Raw genomic sequence first — 25,142 nt, 5'->3', positions numbered from 1 at the left:
CCGTGCCCAGGTCCGGGTTCTCTTCAGAAAGCGGCGGAGCCGCTTTGCGGTGGGGCCGTCAACCAGCACCGCCGCCCGTGCTCGGACGTGACCGCTCAGCGGTCCCCTCGCGAGGACAGCCGTGACGCCGTGTCGAAGTGGGTACGTCAGGAACGGCTCCCGGAGCGAGAAGACCGCTGAGGTTCCGCCACCCGCACCGCCACGCACACCATCGGCGAAAGCCGTCCTCGCTCGGATGGAGGTGCCCCTCACTCGGGTCGGCAGGGGTCGAGCAGGGCGCTGCCCGGGAAGCGGTTGATGTCGAGCCGCAGCCCGCCCTCGTCGGGGACCAGCGGGTAGACCACCCGCCAGCGGATGCAGGGCTCGGCGAGCTGGGGCGGCGCTTGCGCGGGGTCCTGGGTGCTGGTGAAGGTGAGCAGCACGCGCAACGTGCCGTCCGGGGTCCGCTCGATCCGGTGCACCACCACGTCGCTGTCGTGGGTGGTCCGGTACGCCTGCAACCACTCGTCGCGCGGCTGCTCCCGCCACTTCGCCGGGACCACCGTGGACTTCCAGCCGTCGTAGTCCCGCCCGTTGATCGCGTCGAAGTGGACCTCCAGCAGCGCGCGCACGATGCCCTGGTCGGGATGCGCGGCGGCGTCGGCGGTGAACGCCAGCCCGCCCGGGACCGGCTCCGGTGCGACCGATTCGGGACTCGCCGGGGTGATGCCCTGGATGGACGTGCCGTACTGCTCGCGGGCGGCCAGCCCGCCGCCGATCGCGGCCGCGAGCACCAGCGCCGTCGTCGGAACGGCCCACTTCAGCCAAGAACGCACCCGCCGAGCTTCGCACACCGCCGCCGCGGCTCGTGCGGGCTCTCCTCGAAGCCGTCCCGGTCGGTCAGCCCACCCGGTGCAGCCAGGAGACCGGGGCGCCGTCGCCCGCCCGGCGGAACGGTTCGAGGGCGTCGTCCCACGCGGCGCCGAGGAGCTGTTCGACGCGGTGGGCGAACGATTCCGGTCCCCGGCTGGTGGCCGCGAGCGCGCGGAGCTGGTCCTCGCCCACCACGATGTCGCCGTTGGCGCTGGTGCAGGCGCGCCAGAGCCCCAGCCCGGGGGCGTGGCAGAACCGCTGGCCGTCCACGCCCGGGCTGGCGTCCTCGGTGACCTCGAACCGCAGCATCGGCCACGCGCGCAGGGCGGTGACCAGGCGTGCCGCGGTACCCGGCTCACCCGTCCACGCGCATTCCGCGCGGAGTTGTCCGGGTGCGGCGGGTTGGGCCGTCCAGCGGAGTTCCTTCCGCCCACCGAGCGCGCCAGAGATCGCCCACTCGACGTGCGGGCAGACCGCAGACGGCGACGAGTGGACGTAGATCACGCCACCGGTGCTGCCACGGGTGCTCACTGCTGACCTCCGCTGTTCGACGAGGAACGTCTTCCCCTACGGCCTCTCGAACACCGCGATCACCAGGTGCGGCGTCATTCTGCTATGCGGGTGGAACCTCCCGCCACACCAACGCGGGCATCCGCACCGGTGGCGCGGCGGCCCGGCCGGTCCCGCGGTGGCGGCCTCCGCTCGGCGGTCGTCGCAGATCCGGGCAGGTGCGCGGGGGAGTGCCGACCGTCACCGCAACGGCGGCACGGCACGACGGATACCACTCGAACGGACGAACGGCGGAACCCCCGGACACGCCCGGACGTGTCCGACTACCGTGCTCCGTGGCCGCACCGGCGGCCGCGGAGAGGAGGTCGTCGTGCGACTGGTGCGGCTCGACGCCGAACCCAGCGCGGTGGGAGCCGACGTCCGCGCCGCCGTCACCGCGTGGGGCGAGGGCGAATCGGTGCTCGGCGGCGTCGCGGTGTTCGGCTGCGCACCGCTGGGCGCACCGCGCCCGCTGGACGCGGTGCTGGTGCTGCCGCGCGGGGTGGTCGTGGTGCTCGGCGCCGATCTCGGCGAACCCGCCACCAAGCTGGAGGCCCCGCTGCGGACACCGTGGACGGTCGACGGCTGGCCGCTGGTGCGCGACGGCGCCGCCAACCCCGGGTTGGAGGCGCTGGAATCGGCCGCCGCGCTGGCCCGGGGCCTGCAGGCGCGGGGCGTCGAACCGCTGCCGGTCGCGGCGGTGGTCGCCGTCGGCCCCTACGCCGCCCAGGTCACGCAGCCGACCACCGACCTGCACCGGGGTCTGCGGGTGCTCTCGCCGACCACGACGTCGGTGCTGGCCGCCGCTCGGGAGCTCGCCACCTACGAACGCACCTGCCCGGCCGCCGCCGCGCACCGGTTGCTGCGCGCGCTGGACGGCGGCATCGACCTCAGCGCCGCCGAGCTCGTCGCCGAGGGTTTCGCCGACACCGGCGCCGACGACCTCGGCACCACCGAGACCGTCCTGCTGCCGAAGGTGCGCGCCGCCCCGCGACGCCCGCTGTCCCGCCGCCGCTCCGTCGTGGGCGGCGCGGTCGCGGCGGTGGTGCTGGCCTGCGCGGTGGTGCTCGTGGTGCTGCTGACCGGCGGGCCCGAGCCGGCAGCGCCCGCGCGGGCGGTGCGGCAGGTGGACGGGGTGGGGTTCGTCGAGCACGCGGCGCGGCGGGGCACCGACTGCGTGGCGGTGTCCTCCGGCGACGTGCAGGCCTGGTTCGCCGCGCACCCGTGCCGCGAGGTGTCCCGGGCCCGCTTCGCGACCCGGACCGACGGCCGCCCGGTGGTGGTCGCGGTGACGTCGGTGGACGCCGGGGACGAGCGGTCGGCGGCGGAGTTGCGGGAACTCGCCCAGCAACCCGGCACCGGCCAGGTCGGCGTGCCGCTCACCGGGAACGGGGCGGAGTTCGACGACGCCGCCCGAGCGGTGCAGCAGACCGGTGCGCGGGTCCGGGTGGTGCGGGCGGTCTGGGGCGACGGCCCGTCGGCGCCCGAGGACGTCGCCTTGCGCACCGCGGTCGAGCGCGGCCTGCGGCTGCCGCTGTGATCAGCGCGGATCCGGTTCCTCGTCGTCGGCGCGCACCCGGGTCCACCCGCCGCGCGCCGGGGCCGCGTCGCCCGGCGGCAGCAACCGGGGCGCCTTGGTCAGGTACGGCCGGACCAGCCGGCACAGCACCAGCAGCGGCGCGAACAGCGGGACCACGGCGGTCAGCGCCGCCGCCGTCACGCCGGCGCGCAGCACGTCGCGCGGGCGCAGCCCGGAACGCCGGTCCGGCATGCCCGCGCTGGTGAGCGAGGCGACCCAGAGCAGTGCCACGAACCCCACCAGCGTCGCCAGCGCCACCAGGATCGCGGGCTGGTAGCCGAGCCGTTCGGCGGAGAGCATCACCGCGAGCCAGCCCAGCAGCGCCGGGCCCTGGCCGCGTTCGGTGGTCGCCGCCCACAGCAGCCCGCCGAAGGCGGCCAGTCCGGCGCCGGTGTCGTACCAGGACGCCGCGAGCCGCTGCACCCACTCCCCCGCCAACCCGGTCCGGTCGGCGAACTCGCCGAGCACGGCCAGCGCGGTGGTGTCCCGCTCCGGCACGACGAACTGGGCGACGATCCACGCCAGCGCCCACAGCGAGACGACGAAGGCGAGCACCTGCTGCCAGCGCGGCCGGTCGAGCGCGGCCCGGCACAACCGCACCAGTTCTCCCCGTTGCTGTGCTCGCACCGCACCCGCCTCCGCCGACCGAGCGCCTCATGATGTCGGAGATCCCGCGACGGGGGAACCGCCGAGAGGTCCCCACCGCACCACCGGGCGAGACCATTCACCAGACCGGGACAGCAACCCCCGAAAGCCGAGGCCACCACCCGCAGCCGAGGCAAGGAACCCGGTGCAAGCACGCACGCCACCGACACCACCACCAGCCAAGCGGCGCAGCTCTCACCCCACGCACGGCACCGGCACCGGCACCGCCGGTTCTCAGCGGTCTTCTCGCGAGGACGCCCCGCCGCTGTGCATTGGCATCCATGAGAAGGGGCGCCCGGAGCGAGAAGGCCGCTGAGGTTCCGCCACCCGCACCGCCAAGCAACAGGACCACGATCAGGAAATCAAAAAGAAGAGGGGGTTCGGGCGCATCGCCCTCCCGGCGCGCACGCCGGGGGCAGCGGCCGGATCAGCCCGCCGTCGACCAGCCATTGCCCGGATCCCGCGGTGGAGACCAGGAACCGGCCGAGCCGGTCGGTGGACAGCTGCACGGAACCCGGGCGCAGCGGACCGGTCTCGAAGGCGACGCCGCCGCCGAGCCGCCTGCCGGTCTCCGCGTCGAAGGTGGCCACCCGGGAGTCCGCCGAGCCGCAGGCGACCGGCAGCAGCGCCGCGACGTCCCCGCCGGTCCAGGTCACCGACAGCGGTCCGCAGTCGCCGAGCACGTCGATCTCGCCCGCCGCCGCGAAGTCCGCCGCTCCGGCGGGCAGCACCCGGATGCCGACGTCACCCGCCGGACCGGCCAGGAGCACGGCCAGGCGCCCGTCCTCGGCCAGCGCCAGGTCGAGCACGGCGGTCCCGGGCGGGATCGGCACCCGCCGCTGCGCGGGGTCGGCGACCACCACCGCGCCGCCGTCGAGGTAGGCGACCCGGTCGCCTTCGGCGGTGAGCACCTGGCCGGTGGCGGTGCCGGGCAGCCTCCGCAGCTCGCCGTCGGCGCCGCCGGCGACGACGTGCCCGTCCACCAGGGCGAAGAACCGATCGGGCGAGCCGGCCACCGGTCCGGCGGCACCGCCGTCGACCCGGCCGAGCTCCCGCTGCCGCTGCCCGGAGTCCACGTCGAACACCGACACCACGCCGAGGTCGGTGATCGCGAGGTAGCCGTGCGGACCGATGCTCACCGGGGCGGTGCGCTGACCGGTCGGGAACACCACCAGCACCAGCAGCAGCGCCGCGGTGGCCGCGACCGCGCTGCCCGCGCCGAGCAGGACCCGGCGCCGCGGCGAGCGGTGGCGGCGGGTGGCGGCGAGCAGTCGGGGCAGCGCATCGGACCGGGGTTCGACGTCGTCCACCGCGGCGTGCAGCAGCGCGCGCACCCGCGCTTCGTCATCGGTGACCATCGTGCCGTTCACACCCGCTTCCCGAGCAGCTCCGACAACCGCGCGACGCCGCGCGAGCAGTAGGACTTGACCGAACCCGCGCTGCATCCCATCAGCTCCGCGGTGCGCGCCTCGCTCAGGTCGGCGTAGTAGCGCAGCACGATCGCCTCGCGCTGCCGCCGGGGGAGCTGGGCCAGCGCCGCGGTGAGCACCGCGCGGTCCACCCCGCGGCCGGTGTCGTCGGGCTGGGCGTCGGCGGTCGCCAGCTTCGGCTGGTACTTCTTGGCGATCTGCCTGCGCCGCAGGGTCGAGCGGGCCCGGTTGAGCACCGCTTGGCGCAGGAACGCCAGCGCCTTGTCCGGGTCGCGCAGCCGGTTCCGGGAGTCGAACACGCGGACGTAGGCGTCCTGCACGATGTCCTCGGCCGACGCGCGGTCATCAACCAGCAGCAGCGCGATCCGCAGCAGTTGCCGGTAATGCTCCTGGTAGAGGGCGGTCAGCCGGTCCGTCAAGTCATCCATGGCCGTCAGCCCGTCGCCCGACCAGGCGGTCGCGGGCGCTGCGATCGACACCGTCACATCCCTGCACGACGCGCGAGACCCCCTCCACGGTTGTGACCGGACCGGAGTTTTCCGCGATTCCCGGGCCCGGGGGAGCCTACCGGCGGTCCCCGCCGAAGATCATCGCCGTGGCCGCTTCGAGACAGACGACCGTGCTCGTCCCACCCGGCTGCACTACCGTCGGCCCCGTTGACTCGCGATGGGAGGAATACCTGATGCGGTTCGGGGTTTCGACGTTCATCACCGACGAGGGGATCAGGCCCGCGGACCTCGGGCGGGCGTTGGAGGAGCGCGGGTTCGACGCCGTCTTCCTCGCCGAGCACACCCACATCCCGGCGAGCCGGGAATCGCCGTACCCGGGCGGTGGGGACCTGCCGCGGATCTACTACCGCACCCTGGACCCGTTCGTCGCGCTCGGCGCCATGGCCTCGGTGACCGAGAACCTGCTGCTGGCCACGGGCATCGCGCTGGTGGTCGAGCGCGACCCGATCACCACCGCCAAGGAGGTCGCCTCGCTGGACCTGGTCTCCGGCGGGCGGGCGATCTTCGGCATCGGCGCGGGGTGGAACCGCGAGGAGATGCGCAACCACGGCACCGACCCGAGGACGCGGGGAGCGCTGATGGACGAGCGGATCCGGGCGATGCGGGCGCTGTGGACCCAGGAGCAGGCCGAGTTCCACGGGGAGCACGTGGACTTCGACCCGGTGTACGCGTGGCCGAAGCCGGTGCAGGACCCGCACCCGCCGATCTACGTCGGCGGCGAGAGCGACCGGGCCCGGGCCCGCGTCGCCGAGTACGGCGGCGGCTGGCTGCCCCGCGCGGGCAGCGGCGACCTGGCGTCGATGATCGCCGAGGTGCGCGAGCGGGCGGGCTGGCGGGTTCCGGTGTCGGTGTACTCGGCGCCCGACGACGCCGCCGAGATCGCCTCCTACGCCGAGGCCGGGGTGGACCGGACGCTGTTCCTGCTGCCGACCGAGCCGCGGGACACCACCCTCCGGCTGCTCGACGGCTACACCGCTCTCATGCGCGATTTCGGCTGATCTGTCCGCTTCCGGGCCCCGTCGACCACGCGACGTGGACGGCGGGGCCCACGCGTGTACCGACCGCTGCTTACATCCTGGTTACGTCCCGGGCACGGGGTGGACATCGGCTGGGCCGCGACCGATGCTCGGTCCGCGGCGCGGAGGGCGCATCGCGGCGGAACTGACCGAATGGAGTCGCGGGACGGTGGCAACGACGACGGACTCGCCGAGCGGAGCTCGGAAGCGGAGGATGAGCCCCAAGGAGATCGGCGGCTGGGTGCTCGTCGCGATCATCGGCGCGGTCGCCTGGGGCGTGATCGCGCTCAGCCGCGGGGAGGAGATCTCCGCGGCGTGGCTGGTGTTCGCGGCGCTGGCGTCGTACGCGATCGCCTACCGCTTCTACGCCCGGTTCATCACGTACAAGGTGCTGCGCGCCGACGACACCCGGGCCACCCCCGCTGAACGGCTGAACAACGCCACCGATTTCCAGCCGACCGACCGACGGGTGCTGTTCGGCCACCACTTCGCGGCGATCGCCGGGGCCGGTCCGCTGGTCGGTCCGGTGCTGGCCGCGCAGATGGGTTACCTGCCGGGCACCATCTGGATCATCGTCGGGGTGATCTTCGCCGGTGCGGTGCAGGACCTGGTGGTGCTGTTCTTCTCCACCCGCCGCAACGGCCGCAGCCTCGGCCAGATGGCCCGCGACGAGATCGGGCCGGTGGGCGGGGTCGCCGCGCTGATCGCGGTGCTGGCGATCATGATCATCCTGCTCGCGGTGCTGGCGCTGGTCGTGGTCGGCGCGCTCCGGGGCTCGCCGTGGGGCACCTTCTCCATCGGGATGACGATCCCGATCGCCCTGTTCATGGGCTTCTACCTGCGCTACGTCCGGCCCGGTCGGATCACCGAGACCTCGGTCATCGGCGTGGCGCTGCTGATGCTGGCGATCGTCGGCGGCGGCTGGGTCGCGGAGTCCTCGCTGGCCGGGATGTTCACCCTCAGCGCCAACGAGATCACCTTCGCGCTGATCGGCTACGGATTCATCGCCTCGGTGCTGCCGGTGTGGATGCTGCTGGCCCCGCGCGACTACCTCAGCACCTTCATGAAGGTCGGCGTGGTGGTGCTGCTGGCGGCGTCGCTGCTGATCGCGATGCCGCTGATGAAGACCGAGGCGATCACCGAGTTCGCGCTCAACGGCCAGGGGCCGGTGTTCAGCGGTTCGCTGTTCCCGTTCGTGTTCATCACGATCGCCTGCGGTGCGCTGTCCGGCTTCCACGCGCTGGTGTCCTCGGGCACCACGCCGAAGCTGCTGGAGAAGGAGTCGCAGGTCCGCGTCATCGGCTACGGCGGGATGCTCACCGAGTCGTTCGTGGCGATCATGGCGCTGGCCGCCGCCTGCATCATCGACCCCGGCCTGTACTTCGCGATGAACATGCCCGCCACCGCGCTCGGCGACACCGTGGAGTCGGCGTCCCAGGCGGTCGCCGGGATCGGGTTCCAGATCAGCCCGGAGCAGCTCGCGGCGGCGGCAGCGGCGGTCGACGAGGAGACGCTGGTCGGCCGCAGCGGCGGCGCCCCGACCCTCGCGGTCGGGTTGTCCGAAGTGTTCTCGCAGGTCATCGGCGGCGACGCGATGAAGGCGTTCTGGTACCACTTCGCGGTCATGTTCGAGGCGCTGTTCATCCTGACCACGGTGGACGCCGGGACCCGGGTCGGTCGGTTCATGCTGCAGGACACGGTCGGCAACGTCTGGAAGCGCTTCGGGGACGTGAGCTGGCGGCCGGGCAACTGGATCGCCAGCGCGGTCATCGTCGGCGCCTGGGGCTACTTCCTGTGGGCCGGGGTGAACGACCCGCTGGGCGGCATCAACCAGCTCTTCCCGCTGTTCGGCATCGCCAACCAGCTCCTGGCGGCGGTGGCGCTGGCGGTGGCCACCACGTTGCTGATCAAGGCCGGCAAGGCCAAGTACGCCTGGGTGACGCTGGTCCCCTTGGCCTGGGACGTGGCGGTGACGCTCACCGCGAGCTGGCAGAAGATCTTCTCCGCCGACCCGAGCATCGGGTTCTTCGCCCAGCGGGCGGCGTACCAGGCGGCGCTGGACGCCGGCGAGACCAGCAAGGGCAGCGCCCACACCGTCGCGGACATGCAGCAGGTGGTGGTGAACTCGACCGTCACCGGCGTGCTCAGCGTGCTGTTCGCGGTGCTGATCATCGTGGTGCTGGTCGACGCGATCCGGGTGTGGATCAAGGCGCTGCGCGCGTCCGAACCGCTGCCCACCACCGAGGAGCCCTACCAGGAGTCGACCCTGTGGGCGCCGTCCGGGCTGATCCCGACCGCCGAGGAGCGGCGGGTCCAGCGGGAGCGGGAGACCGCGGGGACATGACGGTGCGAGCGGTCCTCGCCGGGCTGCGCGACGGGGTGCGCGCGGCTCGGCGGATCGTGCGCGGCGTGGTGGGCGAGGACGCCTACGAGCGCTACCTCGCCCACCACCGCGCGCATCACCCGGACGAGGCCCCGCTGCCGGAACGCGAGTTCTGGCGCCGCCACGTCGACCGGCAGGAGGCCAACCCCGGCTCCCGCTGCTGCTGAGGACCGCCACGCGTACCACCGCACCGGGGCGGGTAGCCCGGGCCGGTGGGCCCCGGGAGGCTTCCGCTGAGCAGAAGGGCACCGTCGGCGACCGCGATGCCCCCCGGCGACAGTGTGGTGGTCCAAGCCACGGAAAGGTTCGAAACTCCATGCGCACACAGGTCGCGATCGTGGGCGGTGGCCCCGCCGGACTCCTGCTCTCCCACCTGCTGCACCTCCAAGGCGTCGACTCCGTCGTGCTGGAGCGGCGCAGCGCGGAGCACGTGCAGCAGCGGGTCCGCGCGGGCGTGCTGGAGCAGGGCACCGTCGACCTGCTCACCGAAGCCGGGGTCGGCGAGCGGATGCGGCGCGAGGGCGAGGTGCACAACGGCGTCCACGTCCAGTTCGACGAGGACCGGGTGCACATCCCGTTCAAGCAGCTGACCGGGCGGGCGATCACCGTCTACGGGCAGCAGGAGGTCGTCAAGGACCTCACCGAGCGGCGCCTCGCCGACGGCGGCCGGGTGCTGTTCGAGGTCGACGAGGTGCAGGTGGCGGGCGTCGATACCGACGACCCGGTCGTGCACTACACCCACGAGGGCGTCTCCCACGAGCTGCACGCGGACTTCGTCGCCGGGTGCGACGGCTTCCACGGCATCTGCCGCGATGCCATCCCGGCCGACGTGCGGACCGTCTACGAGCGGGTCTACCCGTTCGGCTGGCTGGGCATCCTGGCCGACGTGCCGCCCTCCAGCGACGAGCTGATCTACGCCAACAACGCCAACGGCTTCGCGCTGCTGAGCATGCGCTCGGCGACGATCAGCCGGATGTACCTCCAGGTCGCGCCGGAGGAATCGCTGGACCGCTGGCCCGACGAGCGGATCTGGGCCGAGCTGAGCACCCGGCTCGACGCCCCCGGGTTCACCCTCCAGCAGGGCCCGATCTTCGACAAGAGCGTCACCGCGATGCGCAGCTTCGTCGCCGAGCCGCTGCGCTACGGCAGGCTCTTCCTCGCCGGGGACTCGGCGCACATCGTGCCGCCGACCGGCGCCAAGGGCCTCAACCTCGCGGTGTCCGATGTGGACCGGCTCGCCGAGTCGATCGCCGACTACTACCGCACCGGCAGCGAGACGGGCATCGACACCTACTCGGCCGCGTGCCTGGAGCGGGTCTGGCGGGTGCAGCACTTCTCCTGGTGGATGACCTCGATGACGCACCGCTTCGAAGGGCCCGACGCGGCCTTCGACCGCCGGCTCCAGCGCTCGCAGTTCGACTACCTGGGCCGCTCCGAGGCGTCCGCCACCACGCTGGCGGAGAACTACGTCGGTCTCCCGCTGCGCTGAGGCAGGGTGCCCCTGGTGCGCCGCACCGGGGGCACCGCGCGCTCACAGCAGGTCGAGCAGCGCCCGGCGCTCCTCGTCGGTGACGAACGAGGCTTGGAAGGAGTGGGCCGCGAGCTCGCGCACCGCGGTGGCGTCGAGGTCCAGGGCCCGCTGGATGCCGACGTAGTTGTCCCCGACGTAGCCGCCGAAGTAGGCCGGGTCGTCGGAGTTGATGGTGACCACCACGCCCGCGTCCAGCAGCGCGGGCAGCGGGTGCTGCTCCAGGTCCGGCACGCAGCGCAGCCGCACGTTGGAGAACGGGCACACGGTCAGCGGGGTGCGTTCCCGGGACAGCCGCCGGAGCAGCTCGGCGTCCTCCACCGAGCGGATGCCGTGGTCGACCCGCTCCACGCCGAGCACGTCGAGGGCCTGCCAGACGTACTCCGGCGGGCCCTCCTCCCCCGCGTGCGCGACCAGGTGCAGGCCCGCCGCCCTGGCCCGCTCGAAGACCGGGGCGAACGCCGCGGGCGGGTAGCCGACCTCGGCGGAGTCCAGGCCGACGCCGTCGATCACGTCCAGGTGCGGCTGCAACGCCTCCCAGGTCGCCAGCGCGGCCTCCGGGCCCTTGTCGCGCAGGAAGCAGGCGATCAGCCGGGTGGAGATCCCGAAGCGCTCGGACGAGGTGCGCAGCGAGGCGGTGAGCCCCTCGACGATCACCTCCATCGGCACGCCGCGGTCGAGGTGCGCCTGCGGGTCGAAGAAGATCTCCGCGTGCTTGACGCCCTGGGTGCTGGCCTTGGCCAGGTACTCGTCGGTCATCTCGGTGAAGTCCAGCGGGGTGCGCAGCACGTCCATCGCCAGGTAGTACAGGTCCAGGAAGGACTGGAGGTCGTCGAAGACGTAGCGGCGGCGCAGGTCCTCGACGTCGGCGAACGGCAGCTCGATCCCGTTGCGGTGGGCGCAGGCGAACACCAGGCCCGGTTCGAGCGTGCCCTCGATGTGCACGTGCAGCTCGGCTTTCGGGATCAACAACCCGGGCAACTACGACCTCCTCGTTCGGAACCGGACGCCCCAGTAGACCACGGCCGCCGGAAAACCCGTGTCTCCGGAGGAGCGGGTGCGGCCATACTCGGCGGAATGGATTTCACCACCTTCGACAAGCGCGGATACCGCACCGTGGACGTCCGCGCCGGGTACGGCGAGTGGGTCTCGACCTACGAGGACACGGTCGAGGACGTGATGGACATCGCGCTGCTGGACCGGCTCCGGGTGCCGGACTGGGCCGCGGTGCGGCAGGCCGCCGACCTCGGCTGCGGCACCGGCCGCACCGGGCGGTGGCTGCGCGAGCGCGGGGTGGCGTCGATCGACGGCGTCGACCTCACCCCGGAGATGCTCGACGTGGCGCGCCGCCGCGGTGCGCACCGGAGCCTGGCCGAAGCCGACGCCACCGACACCGGTCTGCCGGACGCGACCTACGACCTGGTGATCTGCTCGCTGATCGACGAGCACCTGGGCGAGCTGCCGCCGCTGTACCGGGAGGCGTTCCGGCTGGCCCGCCCCGGCGGGCTGTTCGCGGTGGTCAGCTTCCACCCGCACTTCATCATGACCTCCGGGATGCCGACGCACTTCACCAGCCGCAGCGGCGAGGACCTGGCGATCACCACGAACCTGCACCTGATCAGCGATCACGTGGCGGCGGCGCTGGGCGCGGGCTGGCAGCTCGCCGAGCTGCGGGAGGGCGTGGTCGGCGACGAGTGGCTGGCGGTGAAGCCCCAGTGGGAGCGGTACCGGGGCCACCCGGTCTCCGCCGCCTACGTCTGGCGCCGGACCTGACCGGCCCGGAGGAAGGCCACCGCGCGGTGGCCGACCTTCAGCGACCCGACCGCCGGGAGGCCGCCCAGCGGCACCCGGCGGGCCCGGCAGCTCACCGCGATCACGGCGTCCTCGGCGAGCACGGCGGCCACGGACCGGACCAGGGCGGCCACCGGTTCGGCCGGAGCCCCGCGCCACCGGGTGAGCTCGCCGTAGGGCACGTCGGTGATCACCAGGTCCGGCCGGTGCTCCGCCACGGCCGGACGCAGCTCGGCGGGGTCGAAGACATCGGCGCGGCGGACGGCTGAACCGATTCCGCGCACCCGCGCGGCCAGCCGGTCGGCGGCGGCCACCGCGTCGCGGTGCGAGTCCTTCCCGTGAGCCCGGTGCAGCCCGGCGAGCTCGTCCCGGCGCTCGCGGAGGCCGTCGGCGGTGAGCAGCGCGAGGTTGCGGCGCGCCAGCGAAAGCGCCGCCTCGTCGACGTCCCCGGCGAGCACCCCGGCGATGCGGTCGGGGTGCAGCAGGCCGAGGGCGGTGAGCAGGTGGCCGCTGCCGCAACACGGGTCCCAGACCACCGGCGGGCGGTCCGCGCCGTGCAGCGCGGCGGCCCGCTGGAACACCTCGTCGGCCAGCCGGACCGGGAAACCGGGCATCCCGGGGGCCGAGCGGAGCACCTTGCCGCCCGCCAGGTCGCCGTGGTCCCGGCGATCGGTCGCGTAGCGGTACATGGCTCCCCCCGGGCTCGGACGTCGGCCCGAGACTAGCCGGATCAGCGCGCCGGGCAGGCGGGGGCGACGGCGGTGCGGGCGGCGGGCGGCGGATCGACCGGTTCCGCGGCGTCGGCCAACGCGGCGGAGAGCAGGACCGCGGTGAACATCATCGTTTTGAACAACATTCGACGTCCAGACGAGCCGGGGATGTCCGCCCCCGAGTCAACCCGACCACCGGGCCGACGGCCCGGGTCGAAAGTCCCGGGTGACCGGGGAAAACGGATCACCGGGCGGAGGTACCCCGCTGATCGCGGAGCGGGTGATGTTGGTACTCTTGACGTGCAGCGCAGATCGTCGGTCAACGACGACAGGACATCCCGGCGCCCGCGAAATCCGAAATGCATTCATTCAAATGAACGGAACCGCACGTTCCGATCAGGAATGGGTAACGATTTCCGACACGCCGCGGAACGCTCCCGATCCCGCTCGCGGGTCCCGGTGGCAGCGCGGATGATTCTGTCCAAGTCGGAGCAGCCGCGGAGCCGGACGATCAGCCGAGCGCTGAACGAGACTTGTTCGTTATGCGTTGAACGCAACGGGACTCCCGCTGCTCTCCGTCTCCGGAGCAGCGGTGCACGCAAGGGAGACTGACACGAGGACGGGGGAAGTCAGATGTCCGCACCAGGGATCGGCAAGGAACCACAGCTCGCACTGCCCGACATCTCGGCGATCACCAAGTTGCCGAAGCCGGTCAAGGCTCTGGTGTACTTGATCATGCTGGCGGTGCTGACCATCGCGACCATCGGCGCGCTCGGCGCGACGATCGCGATCATCGGGCAGCTCAGCGGGGCGTTCAACATCTTCGCGATGTTCAGTTGACGGCGGCCGAGCGACGGGGCCGGTGACCCGCGGGGCACCGGCCCCGTCGCTGCGCACAGCCCGACCCGACAGCCCCGAGGACTCCACACCTCGCTACGATTCCCCGTACTCGCGGAGCCGGGGGCAGTAGCTCAGCAGGTCAGAGCAGCGGACTCATAATCCGTCAGGTCGTGGGTTCAAGTCCCACCTGCCCCACTCCGCGCCTGATCGGAAAGGGTGGCGACGATCCTCCCAAGATCATCGCCACATCTTTCCCACACCTTATTTCCCGAACCACTCAACCTCGCTCAACGCCTCAGCGGCCTTGCGGCTCGTGACCCGCCTGCCCATGTAGACGTCCTGCGTCGTCGACACCTTCGAGTGTCCGAGCTGATCAGCGATCTCCCGAGCGGTCAAACCCGCCCCGTCGAGCACGGTCGCCACCGACTTCCGGAAGGTCTTGAAGGTCACCCACGGGTACTCGGCCTCCGCCCTGAACTCCCGCCAGCGCGCTAGCGTGTTGTGCTTGTCCCGCAGACCGCCCTTGGTGTTCGGGAACACCGGGCCGTCCAAGTCGTCGAGCGGTACCCCGAACCGCTCCGCCAGCCGCGCGCGCCGATCGCGGAGCATCGAGACCAGCCAGGTCGGCAACGCCAAGGCACGTTCGGAGACGTCGGTCTTGCCTTCGTTGATCAACAGGCCGGTCCCCTTCCCCCTGATCAGGCTGCCCGCCCACGCCACCGCCCCAGCATCGAGGTCGAGGTGCTGCCACTGCACCGCCAACGCCTCCCCCGTGCGGTACCCGGTGCCCGCGTACCAGCGCACCAGGTCAGGAAGGTCATTCCGAAGGGCGCGCTCGTTGCTGTCGAGCTTGGCGAGCAAGTCCCGCATCTCGTCGGGTTCCAGCGACCGCGACGCCTTCCGCCGCCCTTCCAGCGGCCCCATGTGCCGCACGGGGTTGACCGTCATCGCCTGATAGCGGACCGCCAACCCGCAGATCCCCGACAGGATGGTGCGGACCGTGCGGGCTGAGTCAACGCTCTGGTTCCGCTTCACCGCCTGGCACACCTGCTCAAGCCGGAACACCGTCACTTCCCGCAACCGGACCTGTCCGAGCGCCGGGATGATGATGCCCTTCAGCCGACCACTGTAGGTGTCCAGCGACGTCGGCGAGCGAGTACCGTCCGCCACCGCCGCCTCGAACTCCTGCAACCAGAGGTCAGCGGCTTCTTGGAACCGCGAGTCAGGACCGATCCCCACCTGCCGCACCGGCGCGAGGCGGTCCCGCAGATCCGCCTTCAGCCGCCGCTCAGCCTTCGCCCTGGTCGGCCCCGACCGCTCCACGTTCCGGGTCACCCCGTCGGCGTCCCGGTACTTCGTCATCGCACGCCAACCGGTAGCCGTCTGGTAGGTGCGGATCTTGCCGTGCGTGCCGATCTCCAGTGGTGGGCGTGGCATCAGACCACTCCCCCGGCCTGGTTCTCGAACCAGGTTTCGACGTCGGTGGGCTTGTAGCGGACGTGCTTGCCGACGCGGCGCCCGGGAGGGCCGTAGCCCCGGGTGCGCCACTGGTAGATGGTGCCGACCGGAACGCCGAGGTAGTCGGCGACCTCAGCCGGTCCCCAGAGGTTCCGGATCATCAGTCTTTCCTTTCTGTCTGGTAGCGGTGCCGCCTGGCGTCGCGTTTGCGTTCGGCGATGGCGGCGGCGAGTTCGCGGTCTTCGCTGGTGGGGTGGCCGACGGAGGCCAGGTGCCAGTCGTTGACCACGGTGATCGCCTCTTCGGTGACGCCCAGGTCGGCCAGGGTGTGTTCGAGCTGGAACCGGCGCCGGTCGTCGCGGATGCGGCGGAACGGGACGCTGTAGTGCTTGCTCTTGGTGAGGAAGTGGCCCCGGAAGGCGAGCATGTGCGCCCAGCGCCGCAGGTTGAGCGCATCGACCGGGTCGCGCTTGTTCTCGTCGAGCCCCGGGTGTTCGTAGTGCATCCGGGCGGTGCGGGAGACGAGTCCGCCGCCCCGGCAGGTCTCGCAGTAGCCGACTGCCGTGCAGGGGCAGTCGTCCTCCTGGTGCTCGCCGCCGGGGTGGCAAGCCGGACACGGGACCGGGCCGCCGAGGCGCCAGGCGGTGCGCACGATCCGCCGGTGATGTTCGGGCACGGGGAGCATGTCGATGTGGGTTTCGGTGCGGATCGGCCGGTCCGGGGTCTCGGAGGCGCCGGTGCCCTTGGTGGCGTACTTGGCGACGTAGGAGGCCAGCCGGTCATCGGTGATGGCGCCGTCCTGGTCCTCCAAGGCGCCGGCATCGTCGGCCCGGATGGGGCGGACGTCGAGCTGATCCCCGAACGCCAGCCGCCGCGCCACCCCGTCGACCTCCGGGGCGGTCAGGGCCACTGCCCAGTGCGTGGCCTCCACCGCAGAGGTGAGCAGTTCCGTGGTGGCCCAGGCGGGAGCCGGGTCGCCGGGTCCGGTCGGGCCGTCGAGGCGCACAACCGCGTGGAAGTGGATCACGCCGCGTCGCTGGTATTCGGCGACCTTGGCGAACGACAACCGCGCGTGGGCGCCGAAGTCGCGGACGCGAATTCCGGCGGCTTGGGCGATGTGGCGCCGCAGGTACTTGGTGAACCGCGACCACAGCGCCCCGGCATGCGCCTGCCACAGCACGTGCCCGGTGTAGTCGTAGCTGCCGGGGTCGAGGGGCTGCCCGAGGCGGGGGTCGGCCTCCTGGTGGAGGGTGCCGCAGCGGCACGGCACCGGCCGACCGGCCCGGACGCGGCGGTTGTGGACCGGCCCGAACGACGGGGCGGTGAGCGTCACGAACAACCGGGGCTGCTCCGCCACGGTGGTGGGCACGTCCTTGGTGCCACCGCACAACCCGGCACGGAGGAGGTGGAAGGCGTCGGCGGCGTAGCGGTCGGAGCAGGCGGGGCAGACGCTTTCGCGGCGGTTGCCGCAGGGCACGGCGACCCGGCCGCGCAGGTCCTTCAGCACCGCCCCAGTCGTGTCGGTGATGGTGTGGTGGCCGGTGAGCTGGATCGGGTGCGTGCACCCGCCGGTGGCCTCCACAGCGGCCCGCCAGCGGGCGTAGTCCGGGGCCTTCACTCGGCGGGCGTAGGCATCAGCGGTGACCCGCTGGTAGTCGTAGCTGGTCAGCAGAGCAGTCGAGTCGGGCACGGGTTTCCATCACCTCCAGACAGGCGAACGGCGGGACACCCGCCGCCTGTTGGGGGGGTGTCCCGCCGAGCCGGAACGGTTGCGTATTCGGTTGTGCCGCAGCCGGTTTCACGCGGGGACGCGGCCGGTGAGGTCGGCGGCGATGCGTGCGGCGAGGGGTTCGGGCAGCCGGGCGACCTGGCGGACGTCAGCGGTGGTGAACTCCCGGCCCTGCGAGGTGGCGCGGTGGTGTGCGTCCCGCAGGGCTTGCACCGTTGGCGCGGGCAGCTTGGCTCCACCGAGGCCGGAGTCCGAAGTCGGTGACTCCTCAGCCGGAGCCGGAGCCGCGACGGGCGCCGGTGGTGGTGCTGGGGTCGGAGGTGCTTCCGCGACCGGCACCGGTTCGGGCGCTGGGGCCGCACCAGGTGTCGAGGCGTCCGGCTGCTCCTGGTGCTCGACTTCAGCGGCGTAGGCGTAGGCCTGGTGGATCACCTCACGGCGTCGTGCCTGGATGACCGGGATGACTTCGGCCAGGCCGTAGACGATCACGGGGATGATCGCGTGGACGGCCAGCGACCCGAGGTTGAACGCGTCCCAGTCCCCGGTGACCAGCGGCGCGAGCTGCGGCAGCACGTTCATGGCCAGCGTGGAAGCCAACAGGACGTGCTTGAGCCGCTGCCACCACGGGTGACCGGGCTCGACCCCGTGGGCGAGGATCACGGCTTCGAAGTTCAGCAGCACGATCAGCAGCCCCGCGAACATCGGCTCGACCGCCCACGCGGCCCACCACAGCGGATCAGCCGGAGTCGCATCCCCAGCCAAGAACCGCTGGACACCCTCGGTGGTGAACACCAGCCCCAGCGCGAGGAAGAACCACAGCCCGGCCAGAGTGCGGCGCCCCTGGCGCTCCATCTCCACCGCCTGAAGGTCCGGGTCCACCACCAGGCCCCGGAGCCGTCGCGCTTCCGAGATCCGGGCACCGAGGCGCCGGACGCGGCGAGTGCGCCCCGGTACGTCGTCGTCAGTGGTGCTCATGCGGTCCCCCGTTCACTCGGCGGGCTTGAGCAGGGCGAACAGGCCCTTGACCAGCAGCACCAGGCCCAGGCCGCCGAGCAGGGCGTAGCCGGGTCCGGCGAGCCACCACACGAGGGCGAGGACGCCGAGGGCCAGGGCGAGCAGTCCGAGGGCGGTGAGCAGGCCCTTGCCGGTGAGCACGATCGTCACGGGGTTCATCGGTTTCTCCTTGCTGTGTCAGGGAAAACGCTTCGGTCGGTGCTCAGGCGCTCTCTTCTTCGTCTTCGCCGTCGAAGTAGGCGATCTCTTCCACCTCGTCGTCTTCGAGTTCCTCGAAGTCGGTATCGGCCCAGCCGTCGCGAGCCGGGGCGAGGGCGTCGTCACCGATCGGTCGGCGGATCGGGACGACCGCACCGCCGCTCGTGGTGAACTCGACGAGTTCGGCGATGTCGGCATCAGCGGTGAAGGCGGCGCGGACGCGGAGCGCTTCGCGGCGGCCGTCCTGCTTGGCGTAGGCCACGCCGGGCATGTAGTCCGGGATCTTGTCCGCGAACGCACCCAGATCCCGAACGCCTTCACCAAGGCACATGTCCACGTAGCTGGACTGCGCCAGGCGCAGCGCGATCTTGGTGGGGAACAGCCCGCGCATGGGCACGACGTCCTTGGTCGGCTCCTGCGTCGCGGCGACGATGCGCCCGCCGACCGCCCGATACTGGGTCAGCGCCTTGCTCAGCAGCGTCTCGAACTCCGCCTTGTCGCTCTTGGTGGTCGTGTAGGCGGTCATGGCGGCCAGCTCGTCGCAGATCAGCAGCTCGATCGGGGTTTCCGCCGAAGGCTCGGCGGTGCGCACGCCCTGGTTGCCGAGTTCGGTCTTGCGGGCGTCGAGCACGGTCGTGTACTCGCGCATCACGGCCAGACCGGTCCGGTCGTCGGTGGCGAAGCGGTGGAACATCTCCCGCCCCCCGCCGAACTCCATCCCGCCCTTGGGGTCGATCACCCACACCCGCACGACCCCGGCCCGGACCAGCGGGGCCAGCGACCGCAGCAGCCCCCACAGCCACGAGCCCTTGCCCGCACCGGTCTCACCCGCCAACAGCACGTGCAGGTCCCGCTTGAGCAGGTCCAGGGCGAAGTCCCGGCCGTACTCGTCCCGGCCGACCACGACGCGCCGCAGCCGGTCGACCTCGGTGCTGTCCGACAGCCCGGCCAGCGGGATGGGCATCTCGTCGAAGGGCTCCCGCCGCTGGAGATCCACCGCCACGCGGCCCGGCTTGAGCACCCGCAGAGAGGCCGACCGGGCGCGGAAGGAGTTCGCGATCCGGTCGAGCACCCCGCCGACATCCTCGGGCTGCTGGCCCTTGGCCAGGTCGATGAACAGCGTGTCCCACGCCCAGGTGGAGCGGACCCGCCGCAGCTTCGGCACCAGCACCGCGCCCCGGTGGTCCGAGGTGGTGAGGTTGCAGGCCACCAGGATGCGCAGCCATTGCCGGTGATAGACCGCCCAGCGTCGCCACCACGCCCGCAGCAGGCGTCCGGCGAACCGGTCGAAGGTCGGCGCGTCCAGCACCCGCCAGGAGCCCCCGGCGAGCACCGCGACGCCTGCCGTCATGAGCATGGCCTGGTAGCCGACCAGCACCACCGCCGGAGTGATCACCGCCGCTGTGGACACCGAACGCGGGTGCCGCACCATCCAGCGCCCGACCGCCCGAGCCGGAGAGTTCGACGTGACCTCAATTCGGGTGTCGCGCATTCTTTCTCGCTCCTTTGCACCACGAAGCGCGGGGCGCCGGAAATCCCGTAGGAATCCAGCACCCCGCGCCGAGTTCGTTCCTGATTCAGTTGCGGCGTTCGGTCATCTCCAGGTGCGCCACCAGGTCGCCCACCGCGTTCTTCGTCTTGTTCAACGGCTGCCCGAGTCCCTTCGGGACGCCGAACCGCTGAAGCGTCTTCGTCAGCGTCCACATGGTCGAGTCGATCTTGCGCACCGTCGAGTGCACACCTTCACGAGCCATTACTTGTACTCCTTCGCCACGTTGCCGCCGCCCTTCTTCGCCACCGCATCGCGCACCGCATCCAGCGACGTGCGCGCCTTCGATGCGAGGTCTTCGGCCTGTTCCATAGCGCGCTTGTCCACGATGTCGTCGGACAGGAATTCCACCCGGTCCAAGTTCTGACCCAGTTCATCGAGCAGCGCCGCAATGGCCTCCAACCTGCGGATGGCCGGGGTGTTGCGCCGCATCCCCGCCGGAACCTTGATCTCCACCGCTCACCAACTCCTTTCGTTGATTCCCAGGCATCCGGTCCCGTGGAAGTCCTTCACCGCGACCACCCCCGTGCGTGCGCCGCGCAGTGCGCGTCCTGGCTGTGCTGGTACCGCCACGTATCGATGTGGCACGCCGGGCAATACGCCAACGACATTCCCGATCAACCCCTTTCCCCGGGCACCAGCCGGTACTCCGGACATACCCGGGCTCCACATTCCGGTGTGCAACCCCTCCAGCCCGCAGAACGGGCATGGAACCACCGGAGGAGCCCCGGAAATATTGCAACTGCCGATCTCCCGGCCGTCGGTGGAAACGATCACGTCCCGTGCCTGGCCACCGCACGTGCACAACTCACCCGCCACAGCCGGACGGCTATTCAGCATCGTCACGAACACACCTCCACATCGGGCCATAAAAGCCCCCGACACGCGTTCGGGGGCCAATAAAGCCCTCCGGCGCAACACAATCCGCGCCGGAAAAAGGCATAGCTCGGCCCACTCTGGAATTCTCAAACAACAACCGCCGGAATTCGGCGAAGATTCAGCCCGGCTCAAGCCGGGAACGGCGCAGGGTCAGCCCTGCGGGGTGAGCCCGATGGCGCGGAAGGACAGGCCGGAGCTGTACCGGCCGCCGCGCTGGTTCTCCCAGTGGCTCACCGTCGCGTCGACGAGCTGCACGTAGGTGCCCTCGTCGAAGCCCTCGCCGGGGTCGGCGGTCAGGGTCACCTTGATCTCCTCGCCCTTGCCCGCGTACTCGCCCGGCTGCACCCGCCGCTTGGCGAACAGCGACACCACGAACTCCTGCGCGCCCGTCTGCCGGTTCACCACCGGTTCGGCCACGCCCTGCTCGTTCTCCCGCATCTTGATCGTCGGCTCTTCGGTCACCATCAGCTTGTAGCCGCCCATGTTCGCCGGGATGTTCTTCAGCATCATCAACCTCTGTCATGTGTCGTTCTTTGTCGTACTAGCTCACTGTAGCACAGTGCTAGTACACCTGGTGTTGCTCCGTTCGAGTGAGCTAGCGCGTGATGTGGCGTCTCGGTACAGTCACCGCGTGAGACACCAGCGAGTCGCCGCGCACCCGTACCAGGAGATGGCCGCCGAGATCGCGGGCCAGATCGACAGCGGCGAACTCGCTCCGGGAACCCGCCTGCCGTCCGTCCGCGCCCTCGCCAAGCAGCACGAGGTCTCGGCGATGACAGCGCAGAAGGCCCTGAACCAGTTGGCCCAGGACGGCTACGCGGAAGCCGTCTCCGGACTCGGCTACTACGTGACCGAGCGCCCGGCCGAGGGAGAAGCGCCGGCCGATCCGGCCACCCTCGGCCGCCAGCTCGCCGAACTCCAGAGCACCGTCGCCGAGCTGCGTGCTCGGGTCGAGGCCCTGGAAGGCCGCTCCTGAAGTCCCCTGCCCTGTCATGCCTCAAGATTGCCGGGTTCCGGCGGACGCCTTCACCGCACAGCGGGACGCTTCAGGACGTCTGCGGTGATCTCGAAACGTCCCTTCGCGTCCCCGGTGGGTTCACGCGTTGAGGGGCATCTGAGGCCGGTGGCCGCCGGATACGGTGGGGCGGTGACGCTGTACCGGTGGGCCTTCGACGTGGCCGAGCAGAAGCTGTCCGAGAGCCTGCCGCGCCGGTGGTCTCACGTCCAGGGCGTCGCCGAACGCGCGCGGTCGCTCCGGTCGGTCTCCGGCGCTGATGCCGACTTGCTGGAAGCCGCCGCGATCCTGCACGACGTCGGATACGCCCCGGACCTCGCGACCACGGCCTTCCACCCGCTCGACGGCGCGGTGTTCCTGCGGCAGATCGGCGCACCGGATCGGCTCGTGCACCTGGTCGCGCACCACTCCTACGCCGAGCTGGAAGCAGGCCTTCGCGGCCTGTCCACCGAGCTGGCCGAGTTCACCGACGAGCGCGGGTCGCTGCGCGATGCGCTCTGGTACTGCGACCTCAACACCACGCCGGACGGCGAGGAGGTCGACGCGCGCGAGCGGATCGCGGAGATCAAGCAGCGCTACGGCCCCGGCCACCTGGTCACGACCTTCATCACCGAGGCGTCGCCGGAACTGCTCGCCGCGGTCGACCGCACGCGCGAGCGCGCCCAGGTCGCTCAGCTCAGGTAGGGCTCGGCCCGCTCCTCCAGGGCGTGCTGGATGCGCAGCCGCATCGAGGAGTGGATATCGAGCCCCGCGATGCGGTCCGGCTCGACCCAGTGGACGCGGCGGGATTCGTTGCTGGTGCGCAGCTCGCCGCCGACCGGTCGGGCGCGGAAGACGATGGAGAACTCCTGCCGGACCTCGCCGTCGTCGTAGGCGATGACGTGGCGCGGGTCGGAGTAGATCCCCACGATCCCGGTAATGGCGATCTCGACCCCGGTCTCTTCGAGCGCCTCGCGCTCCGCCGCCTGCCGAGTGCTCTCCCCGACGTCCTGAGCGCCACCCGGGACCGCCCATAGCCCGTTGTCGGTGCGCTCGATCATCAGCACGCGCCCGGAGTCATCACGCACGACGGTGGCCACGGCGACCACGAGGCTGTTCGCCGGGGGCGCGGCCGGGTCGTCGTAGTAGTCCTTCTTGGGCATGACCCCTGCCTACCACTCGTGCGGCTGCGCGCCCGACCACACGGCCTCGAAGCTCTCCGCGTAGGTGGTGAACAGGTCGCCCGCGCCCAGGCGGCGCAGGTGCAGCGCCGGAGCGTGCGAGGCGAGCTTTCCGAACACGTGCGGGTTCACGATCATCTCGTCATCGAACCGGTAGACCGAGTTGTAGAGCACCGTGGCGTGGGTGCGGATCTCGACGCCGGGCACGTCGGCCAGCGGCTTGAAGAACGCCAAGGCGTGATCGATCTTCGCCGAGATCGTGTGCTCCCCGATGCCTTCGTCCAGGCTCCGCTGGATCACCGCCGGGCAGTCCCGGTCGCCGAAGGCCAGCCGCACCCGGGCGCCGTTGGCGGCCTTCTCGCGCAGTAGGCCGAGGAGGTTCGGCTTCTCGGTCATGAACATGCCGACGTAGACGAGCATGTCGACGTGTTCGGCCGCCTGGTCGAGGAGCCGGTCCCACAGGTCGTGCGGGACCGCGCTGCGGTGCGGGTACACGTGGACCACTTCGGACTCGCTGACCTGCTCCTGGCGCTCCTTCGGCAGCGCCTCCGGCCACAAGTACCGCTCGCTCTCACCGAGCCTGGCCGCGATCGCGTGCCGAGTCTTCGGGTGCGGTGGGCGCCCAGTGCTGATCCACCGCTCCGCCGTCTTGGGGTCCACCTTCAGGTGCGCGGCCAGCGCGGCGGGCGTCACGCCCTGGCGGTGCAGCGCGTCCCGCAGCCGTTCGTTCGGTGCCACTCAGTCGCTCCCAGGCATACAGGAGCCCGAGCCCAACCCGTCGCGCACGGGGATCACTCGGCCTGATCGTCGCGCAGCGCGTGCAGGTCGGCCCGGAGCTTGTCCACGTCCCATCGGGCATGCCCGCCAGCGGTCACCACCGGCGGCGTGACCAAACCGCGCTGCCACCACCGCACGAGCGTCGCCCGGTCCACACCGAGCTGCTTCGCGGCGATGCCAGTGGCGACGAGCTTGCTGGTCACACGGCGACGATGCAGGACAAATGCAACGTCCACCCTTGGTGAGCGACGCTTGTGGACAACTGCAACGAATGCAACGATTGAGGTATGCAGCAACGGGCACGCGAACTCGTGGTGCTTCTGCGCAAGGCGCAGTGGCTCCTGGACGACATGGCCTACGAGCTAGGCGGAGGCAGGCTCACACCCGAACAGCAGGACAACACCACCGAGGCGCTGGGCGAGCTGGTCGAAGCGCTCAAGGCCGAGGACTTCTCAGCGACCGCCAGCGCGGAGCCGTAGCCCGGGACACCCGCATGGACGCCCGGGAGAACCTAAGATCGACCTACGAGAAGGGCCCCGATTCCTCGGGGCCCTAGTGCCTACTGAAGTAGGCCCTCCTCCGTAAGAGCATTCCGACACTGCGCACACGTCACGTTCGTCAATGGCTCGTTTTCCAGACGGCGCTTCACCTCACGTTTCTTAGAACGGTCACACAACGTGTAACGACCGACGCGTGTCCGCTGGCGCCGTTGGTAGACGGCAGCAGCGTGCCGGACCACGGAGGAGCGAGCGGTGATGTCGACCGGCACATACTTGACGATATCGTCTGAGCCCGGCGCACCTACTTCCTCCGCAGCCTCTCCCGGTGGTTGGGTGTTTTCGACGAGGACGGAATAGCCATCGCGTTCTAGAGTTGCGATTTCCCCCGGACCGGGTAGAGCATCAGCGGAAATGGTGATGTGAAGATCGTCGGCCATCAGGCTCGGCTCCTTGCCCTCGATGAGGTGACTCGGCGACGCCGGTCGCAGCATCTATCGCCAGCAACGTGAACGCGTTACACAACTGGGCTCGTCATCCAGCGCGACGAGGCGAAAGGCTTCAACCTCAAGCCTGTGGTGCGCGTGTGTCCAAAGTTTCTTCTCTTCATCAAGGCGGCCCCTGCGGGGCCGCCTGCCCGCTGTATGCGAGCCCGACCGAGACCGCCGACCTTGCTGTATGCGAGCCCGGCCCAGGCCGACCGGGCGGGGGTTCCGCTTCGCTGCACCACCCGCCCGGTCGGCGGGCCGGGCGCGAGCGGAAAGGTCGGCGGTTCGGTCGGGCGCGAGCGGTGGGCAGGCGGCCCCGCAGGAGCCGCGTAGTGGGAACGGTGACGCGGACCCATGCCGGCATCGAGCTGGTCGCCTGGGCGAGCCTCCAAGGACCGGGGTGGGCACGCTGCCGGGGTGGTCACCGAGCGGCCTCAAGCTGGCATCGTCGGCGCGGCTGCCGTAGTGGCCCACCGGCTTGTGGTCCCGCTGCGAAAGGGACTCGGGAGAGCGTCCGACCCCGTACAGTAGCGGCGTGAACGAGCG

At 71.1% G+C, this 25,142-nt stretch carries 31 protein-coding genes and 1 tRNA gene; 11 read left to right on the top strand and 21 right to left on the bottom strand.

What is annotated here, in order from left to right; all coding sequences use genetic code 11:
• Window positions 1–248: 248 nt before the first annotated feature.
• On the bottom strand, window positions 249–815 hold the full coding sequence (locus ACQP0T_RS07410; protein WP_433871899.1) for a hypothetical protein: 567 nt from the start codon (window positions 813–815) through the stop codon (window positions 249–251).
• A 64-nt stretch (window positions 816–879) separates the two neighbouring features.
• Entirely contained in the window at window positions 880–1,383 is a 504-nt protein-coding gene (locus ACQP0T_RS07405) for a DUF3145 domain-containing protein (RefSeq protein ID WP_433871898.1), read from the bottom strand.
• Window positions 1,384–1,732: 349 nt separating this feature from the next.
• Here ACQP0T_RS07405 and ACQP0T_RS07400 point away from each other — a divergent pair, with 349 nt between their 5' ends.
• Window positions 1,733–2,941: a hypothetical protein gene (locus tag ACQP0T_RS07400; RefSeq protein ID WP_433871897.1), complete on the top strand. Its 1,209-nt coding sequence runs from the start codon at window positions 1,733–1,735 to the stop codon at window positions 2,939–2,941.
• On the opposite strand, the gene ACQP0T_RS07395 is transcribed toward ACQP0T_RS07400, so the two are convergent.
• The 3 genes from ACQP0T_RS07395 to ACQP0T_RS07385 all read right to left on the bottom strand — a co-directional run bounded on the left by ACQP0T_RS07395 (window position 2,942) and on the right by ACQP0T_RS07385 (window position 5,483).
• The gene (locus tag ACQP0T_RS07395) at window positions 2,942–3,607 is read right to left on the bottom strand and encodes a hypothetical protein (protein WP_433871896.1); all 666 of its coding nucleotides are present in this window, start codon (window positions 3,605–3,607) and stop codon (window positions 2,942–2,944) included.
• A gap of 380 nt (window positions 3,608–3,987) precedes the next feature.
• Window positions 3,988–4,995 (bottom strand): hypothetical protein, encoded by a 1,008-nt coding sequence (locus ACQP0T_RS07390; protein WP_433871895.1) that lies wholly within the window; start codon window positions 4,993–4,995, stop codon window positions 3,988–3,990.
• Entirely contained in the window at window positions 4,992–5,483 is a 492-nt protein-coding gene (locus ACQP0T_RS07385) for a SigE family RNA polymerase sigma factor (RefSeq protein WP_345364863.1), read from the bottom strand. The genes ACQP0T_RS07390 and ACQP0T_RS07385 overlap by 4 nt, the downstream gene beginning before the upstream one ends.
• A gap of 254 nt (window positions 5,484–5,737) precedes the next feature.
• On the opposite strand from ACQP0T_RS07385, the gene ACQP0T_RS07380 reads away from it, so the two are divergent.
• The 4 genes from ACQP0T_RS07380 to pobA all read left to right on the top strand — a co-directional run bounded on the left by ACQP0T_RS07380 (window position 5,738) and on the right by pobA (window position 10,452).
• Window positions 5,738–6,562 carry an LLM class F420-dependent oxidoreductase gene (locus ACQP0T_RS07380; RefSeq protein ID WP_433871894.1) on the top strand — a complete coding sequence of 275 codons (825 nt, stop codon included), beginning with the start codon at window positions 5,738–5,740 and terminating at the stop codon, window positions 6,560–6,562.
• 232 nt (window positions 6,563–6,794) lie between these two features.
• On the top strand, window positions 6,795–8,924 hold the full coding sequence (locus ACQP0T_RS07375) for a carbon starvation CstA family protein (RefSeq protein ID WP_433871893.1): 2,130 nt from the start codon (window positions 6,795–6,797) through the stop codon (window positions 8,922–8,924).
• The gene (locus ACQP0T_RS07370; RefSeq protein WP_345364857.1) at window positions 8,921–9,130 is read left to right on the top strand and encodes a YbdD/YjiX family protein; all 210 of its coding nucleotides are present in this window, start codon (window positions 8,921–8,923) and stop codon (window positions 9,128–9,130) included. Before ACQP0T_RS07375 ends, ACQP0T_RS07370 begins: the two co-directional genes overlap by 4 nt.
• A 149-nt stretch (window positions 9,131–9,279) precedes the next feature.
• On the top strand, window positions 9,280–10,452 hold the full coding sequence (pobA, locus tag ACQP0T_RS07365) for a 4-hydroxybenzoate 3-monooxygenase (RefSeq protein ID WP_433871892.1): 1,173 nt from the start codon (window positions 9,280–9,282) through the stop codon (window positions 10,450–10,452).
• 42 nt (window positions 10,453–10,494) lie between these two features.
• Here pobA and ACQP0T_RS07360 read toward each other — a convergent pair whose 3' ends face one another.
• Complete coding sequence (locus ACQP0T_RS07360) at window positions 10,495–11,472, bottom strand: adenosine deaminase (protein WP_345364853.1); 978 nt, start codon at window positions 11,470–11,472, stop codon at window positions 10,495–10,497.
• 96 nt (window positions 11,473–11,568) lie between these two features.
• Between ACQP0T_RS07360 and ACQP0T_RS07355 the strand changes: the two genes are divergently transcribed.
• Window positions 11,569–12,264, top strand: a complete 696-nt coding sequence (locus ACQP0T_RS07355) for a class I SAM-dependent DNA methyltransferase (protein ID WP_433871891.1) — start codon at window positions 11,569–11,571, stop codon at window positions 12,262–12,264.
• Here ACQP0T_RS07355 and ACQP0T_RS07350 read toward each other — a convergent pair.
• Both ACQP0T_RS07350 and ACQP0T_RS07345 read right to left on the bottom strand, forming a co-directional pair.
• Entirely contained in the window at window positions 12,243–12,971 is a 729-nt protein-coding gene (locus ACQP0T_RS07350; RefSeq protein WP_433871890.1) for an rRNA methyltransferase, read from the bottom strand. The genes ACQP0T_RS07355 and ACQP0T_RS07350 overlap by 22 nt on opposite strands.
• Window positions 12,972–13,012: 41 nt before the next feature.
• Window positions 13,013–13,138: a hypothetical protein gene (locus tag ACQP0T_RS07345; RefSeq protein WP_345364848.1), complete on the bottom strand. Its 126-nt coding sequence runs from the start codon at window positions 13,136–13,138 to the stop codon at window positions 13,013–13,015.
• Between the two features lie 487 nt (window positions 13,139–13,625).
• Between ACQP0T_RS07345 and ACQP0T_RS07340 the strand changes: the two genes are divergently transcribed.
• Entirely contained in the window at window positions 13,626–13,832 is a 207-nt protein-coding gene (locus ACQP0T_RS07340) for a hypothetical protein (RefSeq protein ID WP_345364845.1), read from the top strand.
• Window positions 13,833–13,952: 120 nt separating this feature from the next.
• A tRNA-Ile gene (locus ACQP0T_RS07335) sits at window positions 13,953–14,027 on the top strand.
• Between the two features lie 66 nt (window positions 14,028–14,093).
• Here ACQP0T_RS07335 and ACQP0T_RS07330 read toward each other — a convergent pair.
• From ACQP0T_RS07330 to ACQP0T_RS07290, 9 genes are all read right to left on the bottom strand, one after another.
• Window positions 14,094–15,194: a site-specific integrase gene (locus tag ACQP0T_RS07330; RefSeq protein ID WP_433871889.1), complete on the bottom strand. Its 1,101-nt coding sequence runs from the start codon at window positions 15,192–15,194 to the stop codon at window positions 14,094–14,096.
• A gap of 74 nt (window positions 15,195–15,268) precedes the next feature.
• Window positions 15,269–15,451 carry a helix-turn-helix domain-containing protein gene (locus ACQP0T_RS07325; protein WP_433871888.1) on the bottom strand — a complete coding sequence of 61 codons (183 nt, stop codon included), beginning with the start codon at window positions 15,449–15,451 and terminating at the stop codon, window positions 15,269–15,271.
• Window positions 15,451–16,980, bottom strand: a complete 1,530-nt coding sequence (locus ACQP0T_RS07320) for a replication initiator (RefSeq protein WP_433871887.1) — start codon at window positions 16,978–16,980, stop codon at window positions 15,451–15,453. Before ACQP0T_RS07320 ends, ACQP0T_RS07325 begins: the two co-directional genes overlap by 1 nt.
• A 108-nt stretch (window positions 16,981–17,088) precedes the next feature.
• A complete protein-coding gene (locus tag ACQP0T_RS07315; protein ID WP_433871886.1) occupies window positions 17,089–17,994 on the bottom strand; it encodes a hypothetical protein in 906 nt (301 codons plus the stop codon).
• Between the two features lie 12 nt (window positions 17,995–18,006).
• On the bottom strand, window positions 18,007–18,192 hold the full coding sequence (locus ACQP0T_RS07310; RefSeq protein WP_369774901.1) for a hypothetical protein: 186 nt from the start codon (window positions 18,190–18,192) through the stop codon (window positions 18,007–18,009).
• A gap of 43 nt (window positions 18,193–18,235) precedes the next feature.
• Window positions 18,236–19,642, bottom strand: coding sequence for an FtsK/SpoIIIE domain-containing protein (locus ACQP0T_RS07305; RefSeq protein WP_433871885.1), 1,407 nt, complete (start codon window positions 19,640–19,642; stop codon window positions 18,236–18,238).
• 166 nt (window positions 19,643–19,808) lie between these two features.
• A complete protein-coding gene (locus ACQP0T_RS07300; protein WP_369774904.1) occupies window positions 19,809–19,985 on the bottom strand; it encodes a hypothetical protein in 177 nt (58 codons plus the stop codon).
• Complete coding sequence (locus ACQP0T_RS07295) at window positions 19,985–20,236, bottom strand: hypothetical protein (protein WP_433871884.1); 252 nt, start codon at window positions 20,234–20,236, stop codon at window positions 19,985–19,987. Before ACQP0T_RS07295 ends, ACQP0T_RS07300 begins: the two co-directional genes overlap by 1 nt.
• Before the next feature lie 573 nt (window positions 20,237–20,809).
• Window positions 20,810–21,169 carry a hypothetical protein gene (locus ACQP0T_RS07290; RefSeq protein ID WP_433871883.1) on the bottom strand — a complete coding sequence of 120 codons (360 nt, stop codon included), beginning with the start codon at window positions 21,167–21,169 and terminating at the stop codon, window positions 20,810–20,812.
• Window positions 21,170–21,290: 121 nt separating this feature from the next.
• On the opposite strand from ACQP0T_RS07290, the gene ACQP0T_RS07285 reads away from it, so the two are divergent.
• Together ACQP0T_RS07285 and ACQP0T_RS07280 are read left to right on the top strand one after the other, a co-directional pair.
• A complete protein-coding gene (locus ACQP0T_RS07285) occupies window positions 21,291–21,635 on the top strand; it encodes a GntR family transcriptional regulator (RefSeq protein ID WP_433871882.1) in 345 nt (114 codons plus the stop codon).
• Window positions 21,636–21,806: 171 nt separating this feature from the next.
• Entirely contained in the window at window positions 21,807–22,358 is a 552-nt protein-coding gene (locus ACQP0T_RS07280; RefSeq protein ID WP_433871881.1) for an HD domain-containing protein, read from the top strand.
• Here the strand turns inward: ACQP0T_RS07280 and ACQP0T_RS07275 are convergent.
• From ACQP0T_RS07275 to ACQP0T_RS07265, 3 genes are read right to left on the bottom strand one after another with little or no spacing between them, the layout of a single operon-like run.
• Complete coding sequence (locus ACQP0T_RS07275; protein ID WP_433871880.1) at window positions 22,346–22,816, bottom strand: NUDIX hydrolase; 471 nt, start codon at window positions 22,814–22,816, stop codon at window positions 22,346–22,348. The two genes, ACQP0T_RS07280 and ACQP0T_RS07275, sit on opposite strands and share 13 nt — an antisense overlap.
• A 9-nt stretch (window positions 22,817–22,825) precedes the next feature.
• Window positions 22,826–23,572 carry an XRE family transcriptional regulator gene (locus ACQP0T_RS07270; RefSeq protein ID WP_433871879.1) on the bottom strand — a complete coding sequence of 249 codons (747 nt, stop codon included), beginning with the start codon at window positions 23,570–23,572 and terminating at the stop codon, window positions 22,826–22,828.
• 53 nt (window positions 23,573–23,625) lie between these two features.
• Window positions 23,626–23,814, bottom strand: coding sequence for a MerR family transcriptional regulator (locus ACQP0T_RS07265; RefSeq protein WP_433871878.1), 189 nt, complete (start codon window positions 23,812–23,814; stop codon window positions 23,626–23,628).
• An 84-nt stretch (window positions 23,815–23,898) separates the two neighbouring features.
• On the opposite strand from ACQP0T_RS07265, the gene ACQP0T_RS07260 reads away from it, so the two are divergent.
• Complete coding sequence (locus tag ACQP0T_RS07260) at window positions 23,899–24,090, top strand: hypothetical protein (protein ID WP_433871877.1); 192 nt, start codon at window positions 23,899–23,901, stop codon at window positions 24,088–24,090.
• An 80-nt stretch (window positions 24,091–24,170) separates the two neighbouring features.
• On the opposite strand, the gene ACQP0T_RS07255 is transcribed toward ACQP0T_RS07260, so the two are convergent.
• On the bottom strand, window positions 24,171–24,548 hold the full coding sequence (locus ACQP0T_RS07255; RefSeq protein ID WP_433871876.1) for a hypothetical protein: 378 nt from the start codon (window positions 24,546–24,548) through the stop codon (window positions 24,171–24,173).
• Window positions 24,549–25,142 lie beyond the last annotated feature (594 nt).

The organism is Saccharopolyspora sp. CA-218241, assembly GCF_050954615.1.
In the GTDB taxonomy this organism is placed as follows: Bacteria; Actinomycetota; Actinomycetes; order Mycobacteriales; family Pseudonocardiaceae; genus Saccharopolyspora; species Saccharopolyspora cebuensis.
Note: the sequence above shows the minus strand (reverse complement) of the source record. Positions and strands in the feature narration are given on the sequence as shown.